Raw genomic sequence first — 7,873 nt, forward strand, 5'->3', positions numbered from 1 at the left:
TCAAAACGGGGCCCACTATACAGATACTAAAAACATTCAATCTTCTAAAAAAGTAGATCACGTAGCCGCCAATGGCGGCATTCGCATTGAAGAAATGCGGTGTGAAGGGCAAAGCTCCAGGTCCGACCGTTCGAGCGTGTATGACCGCACAGCGCTGCGCGGATTCAAGGGGACAGCGACGTTCTATCTCGAGATTTGCAGCAGTCTGCGGGATCTCTGTTCCTCCGGTCGGCCGACTGCCGAGCAGTTGATCGAGGCGGCCGAGTATCTGTCGGGGCAGGTGGGTGTGTCCTGTCATGCCTGGTCCCAGGCCTGCGTCGTCCTAGGGAGACTGCAGGCGGCCGTCGCCGTGATCGTCATGGCGTCACGACTGGAGCGGGGCGCTGTCATCCGGTTCCGGGACGCCTATTTCCGCTCCCTGATCGAGCGGGGCGCACGAAACACCCTGTTCCTTGATCGCAGCCTGTATGCATTGCGGGACCATCGCACCCGGGAAGTGGGGATGCTCGCCGAGGCCGGTGTCTCAATGGCCGCAGTAAGCGTGCAGGGACCGAAAACGCGAGCGAGCTGGATCTGACAGGATGATGTTTGAAAAGCCCGTTCTTCTGCGACTGCTGGATCGTCTCGGCGCACTCGCCACCCTGCTTCTGCCGCTGTTTCTGGTGCATTGGCGCGGTATCGCCGAGGGCTGTCTGGATGGGCTGGCGGTCGGATTTCTGGTTCGGAGCGCCTTGACCCGCGATTGGTCCTGGTGTCGGCAGGGCTTCGTCTGGCCGACCCTTGTCTGGTGGGGGTGGCTGGTTCTCTGCTCCCTGCCACGGCAGATGCCAGTTCCGGCCGAGGCGACGGCCAGCCTCACCCAGGCGCTGCTGGCCATCCGGTTTCCGCTGGCGGCGTTCGCTCTGGCGTTCTGGACGTTGCAGGAATCTTGGACCCGGACATGGTGTCGCCGTCTGGTTATCGCCTGCGTGCTGTATCTCGGGGGGCAGATGCTGCTTCAGGCGGTGACGGGCCATAACCTGTTTGGCAATCCGCGTTTTGGGGATGGGACACTCACTGGCCCCTACGACAAGCCGCGTGTGTCTGCGCCTTTTGCACTGCTGGGTCTGCCGGCTGCCCTGTTTGTTGGGGCGCTGTTGGGGGAACGGGTGAGACGGTCCTGGCAAAAAGCGCTTCTGACGGGTGCGGCTCTTCTGCCGGTTCTCGGTTTGCTCGTGCTGGCTGGCCAGCGGATGTCTCTGGCGACATTTCTTCTCGGCACAGACGTCTGTGCCCTGGTGCTCCCGTCACTGCGGCGTCCTTCGCTCGCACTTCTGGTCGCCAGTCCGGCTCTCATTGGACTGCTGGCGTTCGTGTCTCCGGAGGCTTTCGGGCATCTGGTGACAAAGACCCAGACGCAGCTTCTCCACTTCGCCAGTTCTCCGTATGGGCAGATCTACAACCGGGCGGCCGTGATGATCGAAGCACACCCGGTTATGGGATTAGGGGACGATGCATTCCGGCATTATTGTCGATCTGAAGCGTTTCTGAGGCCCGGTCCGAGCCATCTGCAACCGGATGGAGGAGGGGTGTCTGTGTGTGTTCAGCACACCCATAGTCATGTGCTCGAAGCCGCCACCAACAGCGGGCTTCCAGGAGCCGCTCTGTTTGTTGCGATGATCGGAAGCTGGTGGCTTGTTCTGGGACGAACTGCCAGGAGGCAGGTTGGGCTTTCCGCAGAGGAGATTGGCTGGCGTGTCGGTCTCTTCGGGGCCGCTGTCCTGCATGAGTGGCCTCTGTCGTCGCAGAGCGCTTTCCTGAACATGCCGCTTGGCGGGATTTCTTTTCTGCTTCTGGGGGCAGGGCTGGCGGAAGCCGTCAGGGATCTGAAGGCGGATCGCCCTGACGACGGAGAGACTGCTCGCGGCGCTTTAACTCTTTCTCAACGGCCTCCCGGATAAACTGCGCCATACCCCTGTCGCCCACAAGCGCGATAATACGATCGCGCTCCTCAGGACTCAGGCGAACGGAGGTCATTTTGAAGTTGAGTGGCGGTCTTCCCATACGCCTCCGCTACACGGCTCATGCTGCGCCTGTCAAACATAAATAAAAGATATCGTCTATTGACGGATAAACGATATCGTTTAATATGATTTGTAACGCAACATACTGTGTCCCTGTCGGTCAGGCGGGGACCGTTATCGACAGGTCCGTCATGACACTGAAAGCCATTTCAAAAACACTTTTCTCCAGCTCTGCCCTTCTGCTTCTGGCGGCCTGCAGCAGCGGGATGCCCGCGCCTGAGCCAGTGCTGCTCAGTCAGTTCAACCAGAACACGGACCGTTTCGGCGTCGTCAGCACGGTCGGTAAGGCGGAAGGCACGATCCAGAAGAACGGTCGCTCCTGCGATATCTACAAGATCTACACCACCGGCCTGACAGCTGGCGGCCGCGCGGCCATGAAGGCGGGTGAAGTTGTCACCAGCGTGGCAACACTTGGTCTGGCGCAGGTGATCTGGGCACCAGTGAAGGCTGGAACCCGTCCGCAGCTCCATACGGTACTGTTCTGTTTTGGCAGTAATGACAAGCTTGTCGACATCTATGACAAGGATCCGACGGATTCCACCGGACCCGATCATCTGATCATTAATCGCACGGCTTACATCACGCCGGTTATCGCGGCACCAGCCGCACTGTCTCTACAGGCAGAGGTGACAGCACAGCCTGGTCAGCCTGTGAGCGTCACACCGGTGGCTGTTACGTCCGCGCCTGTGGAAGCTACTGCACCAGCTCCAGGTGCCCCGACCACAACGGCCGATGGTGCACCAATCATCTACGAAAAGGCCGTTGCGCCGAAGGCGGCGGAAGCAGCCGGTGCGATCAGCCTGGATAACATGGCGCAGGAAGCGACGACCGGGTTGCAGCAGGTTCAGACAGGCAAGGCCAAGGTTCAGGCGGGTGCAACGGCGGACGATCTGAACTCGATCAGCTCGCAGAAGGCTGTCGCCGCCAATCAGGCAGTGCTGTCCGGCAACGCGAAGTAAGCATTTCAAGCCCGTGGTGATCCATGGTGATGATGCGCACGTTGGGAAACGCGTGTTTCCCAACACAAAGTCTAACTGATGTCGTGCAGCGAACAGGGAATACAGCCGTGAATAATACGGAGACAGAGGCGCAGCGTGCGTTGGAGATCACTGTATATGGTGTGGTGCTCCACGTTCTTCTTGATAACGTGGATGCCGTCATGGAGGCTGAGCCTGACGACGATATGCCAGAGAATTTGTTAGCTCTGCTGTCTCTTCGGAACCAGCCATTCATGATTCATGCGGTGCTGGACAATTATATCCTTAGCAAGCTCGGGAAAGAGTTTGGCGCGCCCGTCAGCGCGAACGAGGTGCTCTCGATCGCAGAAGAGAATGATCCATATTTTGGCACATTACTTGCTGCCGCTGCCGGTTCAGACATCATCACGCATCCTGATCCGTCCGCTACACCCTACTCGAACGCTCGGGTCTCAGTCGTAGAGCTTGAAGCGTCAGCAACTCGCCAATGAATGTCGAAAACCGGTTGGAGGACGAGGTATGACTGATCAGGCGATCCTCACGGCTCCCGATGAGGCATCACTCAAGGCCCAGTATATCTTGGCGTTAGAGCGCTTCGTCGACGATACGAATGCGATCCACAAGGCGGTAGAGGCAGACTTGTGCTGGTTTCCGGATATGCTTGCCCTTGCTGAGCGGGCCAGAGTGATTGCCGAGGACCTGGAGAGAAAACAGACTGATTCCTTCGACCCATGCGATTTCGGAAATTACCCTGTTTGAGGGCCGGCATAGAGGGTAAAGCCTGTGGATTTATGGACAGCCGTTTCACGGCCGCTCGCGTCCTGATAGACAGCCCTTCCGGCTGACCACAGGCGTGGCTCTGCCCACAAGTCCACAGGTTCAACACCAACAAAAGTCCCTCCTATTTTCTAAACAAAATCGCTCGATGCAATTCTCTGCACTGCCCTTTGCGTTCGCCAGGATCGAGAGAGACCTACCGCTCTCAATTCTTGATCTTCAAAGGAAAACGGCATATACAATATGGCATATACAAGTAGGAGGCAGCCATGCCGGTCCCAGAAATTCCCCCGCGCTCAAGGGAAGTAAAACTCTTCCGGAATAATCGCAGCCAGGCAGTCCGTATTCCTGTCGAATTTGAACTGCCGGGAGACCGCGCGCTTATCCGACGCGATGGGGAAAGACTGGTGATTGAGCCCGTCAAAGTTCCATCTTCGCTGAGCGAACTCCTCGCCGCATGGCGAGAAGAGCCCCCTCTGGCACCCGACGACGACTTCCCCGAAGTTCCTGACGTAGCTGCCAAACCAGAAGATATCCTGTGAGCGCTTATCTTCTTGATACAAATATTATCAGCGATCTTGTCCGCAATCCCTCTGGGTTGGCTGCGCGGCGCCTCGAACAGATTGATCCAGGCGATCTGTGTACCAGCATTATTGTAGCGGCGGAGCTGCGATATGGGTGTGCGAAGAAAGGCTCTTCGAAACTCCTGGCCCGCGTTGAAAGCGTGCTGGCTTTTGTACCGGTCTTACCACTCGATATACCGGCTGACGGCGAATATGGAGGCATCCGGGCAGACCTTGAAGCAGCGGGACAGACAATCGGCATGAATGATCTGCTGATCGCGGCTCACGCATACACTCTCAAAGTCACTTTGGTAACGAACAATGTTCGCGAGTTCAGCCGCATCAGAGGGCTGAAGGTCGAGAACTGGTTGGAGCACACGGTATGACGAACACGGACGCGACCTCGGTGCCGCCAACCTTGATTCCTGCCTTGAAAAGACTCACGAGACAGGCAGAGGAAAATGCGGTCGGGTCTGAGGAGTTTGAGAATGCTTCGGTGGGTGAGGTTGCAGACGCGCGTGTCGTTGCCGAAGGACTTGCAAAGATCGGGATCGAAGTTAGTCCAAAAGTCGCATATCAGGTCTGGTCATTGGTATCCGAAAATTACCAAGCGGGGTGGTTAGACGGGCCGCGGAACGTAGAGGACGCATCCCAAGCAGTTCTGGGTCTATGTCGAGACATAGCGGACGGAGCCGATTATGCAGGCTTTTCGGGTAAGGGACAATGAGAGAGGCTTTCATTAGAGGTGTCTTAGGCATAGACTTGTTCGCGCTCGCCTATTATTTTGGCGCGCTGGACTCGATCATCGCTACATGGACGCCGATAAGCCATTCAGGTGCCGGTGCGCAGCTTGACTGGAACTGATGATGAACGATGCGGCCGACGCAATAGATGTCGGAGATCAACCTAATCATAAAGCCTGTGGATTTATGGACAGCCGTTCTACGGCCGCTCGCGTCCTGCTGGACAGCCCGTCAGGCTGACCACAGGCGCGGCTCTGCCCACAACGCCACAGGTTCAACACCAACAACAATGTCGTCATTCTTAAAATAAAATCGGCCGATCCGGTGTTGTCCCCTACCGAAAGTCCCGTGCCTTCAGCAGCTCCGATCCCTGAAGCAATGGCGTTCGGTCTTCCAGACTGAGCACAACAACATGGATCACATCGCCTTCCTTCTGAAGCCTGCCCTTGCAGGCCAGAAGACGGGACGCGAGAAGAGGACGGCGATATTTCTCCTGCACGTCCTTCCAGACAATCAGATTGGCTGTGCCCGTTTCGTCCTCGATCGTCACGAACATGGTACCGTTCGCCGTCCCTGGCCGCTGCCGCATCAGCACAAGACCCGTGAGCTGGATCCGACGCCCATCCCGCAGGTACGGCAAATCTCCACAGCGCACGATCCCCTCTTTTCGTAAGCCCTCTCGGAGAAACGCGACGGGATGCCCGTTCAGACTAAGTCCTGTCGCCCGGTAATCCTCATGCACTGACGCCCGCTCTGACATCAGTGGCAAGGTAATCTCCGGCTCGATCACTTCCGGTAGCGGAAAGTTCCGGCCCCGGTCCGCCGCCTCAAACAACGGCAGGGCCGTATCGGCGAGACCCTTGATCGACCAGAGTGCGGCGCGGCGCATCTGTCCAAACACCCGGAAGGCGTCCGCTTCCGCCAGACATTCCAGGGCCGAGACCGGCACATCCGCACGCCGCCACACATCGTCAATACTCTCATAATCCGGCATCCTCGCGGCGATCAGGGCAGCACCGTGCCCGTTTGCAAGCCCGCGCACCATACGAAAGCCCATCCTTACGGCTTTACGTAAAGACGTACCGCTACGTTCCAGGGTGCAATCCCATCGTGAGGCATTGATACAGATAGGCCGGACCTCGACGCCATGGCGTTGTGCGTCCTGAACAATCTGCGAGGGCGCATAAAACCCCATGGGCTGACTGTTCAGCAGGGCGGCACAGAACACATCCGGGTGGTGATGTTTCATCCAGGCGGACGCATAGGCGATCAGGGCAAACGACGCGGCGTGACTTTCGGGAAAGCCATAGCTGCCAAAACCTTCGAGCTGCGCGAAGGTCTGCTCGGCAAACTCCTGCTCATAGCCGTTGGCCAGCATCCCGTTCACCAGCTTGTCGCGGAACGGCGAGACCCCGCCCGTCAATTTGAACGTCGCCATCGCACGGCGGAGCTGGTCCGCCTCGCCTGGTGTAAAGCCTGCACAATGGATGGCCACCTGCATTGCCTGCTCCTGGAACAGTGGCACGCCCAAAGTTTTCCCGAGGATCCCGCGCAGGGTCTTGGACGGGTATGTGACAGGCTCCAATTTCTCTCGTCTGCGGAGATAGGGATGGACCATGTCGCCCTGGATTGGCCCCGGCCGGACAATCGCCACTTGAATCACCAGATCATAAAAGGTCCGGGGCTTCATGCGCGGCAGCATGGACATCTGCGCCCGGCTTTCGATCTGGAATGTCCCGAGCGTGTCGGCTTTCTGGATCATGCGATAGGTCTGCGGATCCTCGGCCGGGATCGAAGCGAGATCCATGCGGGTCTGATACACGGTGTGCAGCAATTCGAACCCGCGACGCAGACAGCCCAGCATTCCGAGCCCTAAGACATCGACCTTCATGAAACGCAGTACGTCAATGTCGTCCTTGTCCCAGACAATAATCTGCCGTCCGTCCATGGCCGTCGGCATCAGAGGCACGAGTTCGTCCAGGCGATCCTCGGTCAGCACAAATCCGCCCGGATGCGTCCCAAGCTGACGCGGGAAGCCGAGAAGCTGGCGGGCAAGATGAAACGTCAGGCTGAGGCGTCTGTCCTTCAGGTTCAGGCCAAGGTCGGCAGCGCGCGTCTTGCACAGATCCGGATCCGGCAGGGACGAGGCAATATGTTTGGAAAGCTGGCCGGTCAGGTCCTCCGGCAGGCCCAGCACCTTGCCGACCTCGCGCAACGCCCCTTTGGGTTGATAGCGCTGCACGGTGGCACACAGGGCCGCGCGGTGGCGGCCATAGTGCCGGTAAATCCACTGGATGACTTCTTCGCGGCGGTCACTCTCGAAATCCACGTCGATGTCGGGCGGTTCCTGCCGTTCGGCCGAGATAAACCGCTCGAACAGCAGGCCCGAGCGAACCGGATCAATACTCGTGATGCCCAAAACATAGCAGACGGCCGAGTTCGCGGCAGATCCCCGTCCCTGACAGACAATCCCAAGCGAGCGGGCATGACGCACGATCGTGTTTACGGTCAGGAAGTACGGTGCGTAGGACAGAGAGCCGATCAGCCTCAGCTCGTGGGCAATCTGCGTCTCGACGTCAGGTGGCGCCCCGGCCGGGTAACGACGGGGCAGTGCGGTCTGGACCAGACGTGTCAGTGTGTCCTGCGCGCTTTCGCCCGCCCGCTCGGTTTCGGTCGGGTACTGATAGGTCAGGTTATCGAGACTGAACGTGCAGGCCTCGGCAATTCGCCGTGTGTTGGCCACGGCGTCC

The 7,873-nt window shown here is 58.5% G+C and carries 8 protein-coding genes; 7 read left to right on the forward strand and 1 reads right to left on the reverse strand.

Features of this window, described 5'->3' with window-relative positions:
* The first annotated feature begins 136 nt into the window (after positions 1-136).
* From repC to ABF859_RS15120, 7 genes are all read left to right on the forward strand, one after another.
* Positions 137-577, forward strand: coding sequence for a replication initiation protein RepC (gene repC, locus ABF859_RS15090; protein ID WP_415528459.1), 441 nt, complete (start codon positions 137-139; stop codon positions 575-577).
* Positions 578-581: 4 nt separating this feature from the next.
* Complete coding sequence (locus ABF859_RS15095; RefSeq protein ID WP_346006494.1) at positions 582-1,940, forward strand: O-antigen ligase family protein; 1,359 nt, start codon at positions 582-584, stop codon at positions 1,938-1,940.
* Positions 1,941-2,194: 254 nt separating this feature from the next.
* The gene (locus tag ABF859_RS15100; protein ID WP_346006495.1) at positions 2,195-3,022 is read left to right on the forward strand and encodes a hypothetical protein; all 828 of its coding nucleotides are present in this window, start codon (positions 2,195-2,197) and stop codon (positions 3,020-3,022) included.
* A gap of 23 nt (positions 3,023-3,045) precedes the next feature.
* Positions 3,046-3,531, forward strand: coding sequence for a hypothetical protein (locus ABF859_RS15105; RefSeq protein ID WP_415528460.1), 486 nt, complete (start codon positions 3,046-3,048; stop codon positions 3,529-3,531).
* A 28-nt stretch (positions 3,532-3,559) separates the two neighbouring features.
* Positions 3,560-3,799: a hypothetical protein gene (locus ABF859_RS15110; protein WP_062106721.1), complete on the forward strand. Its 240-nt coding sequence runs from the start codon at positions 3,560-3,562 to the stop codon at positions 3,797-3,799.
* A 287-nt stretch (positions 3,800-4,086) separates the two neighbouring features.
* Complete coding sequence (locus ABF859_RS15115; RefSeq protein ID WP_346006496.1) at positions 4,087-4,359, forward strand: AbrB/MazE/SpoVT family DNA-binding domain-containing protein; 273 nt, start codon at positions 4,087-4,089, stop codon at positions 4,357-4,359.
* Positions 4,356-4,766 (forward strand): type II toxin-antitoxin system VapC family toxin, encoded by a 411-nt coding sequence (locus tag ABF859_RS15120; protein ID WP_062106717.1) that lies wholly within the window; start codon positions 4,356-4,358, stop codon positions 4,764-4,766. The genes ABF859_RS15115 and ABF859_RS15120 overlap by 4 nt, the downstream gene beginning before the upstream one ends.
* Before the next feature lie 691 nt (positions 4,767-5,457).
* On the opposite strand, the gene ABF859_RS15125 is transcribed toward ABF859_RS15120, so the two are convergent.
* Positions 5,458-7,873, reverse strand: a 2,416-nt coding sequence (locus tag ABF859_RS15125) for an error-prone DNA polymerase (protein WP_415528461.1), incomplete at its 5' end; no start/stop codon positions are given.

The sequence above is a fragment of the Gluconobacter sp. genome (genome assembly GCF_047722525.1).
GTDB lineage: Bacteria > Pseudomonadota > Alphaproteobacteria > Acetobacterales > Acetobacteraceae > Gluconobacter.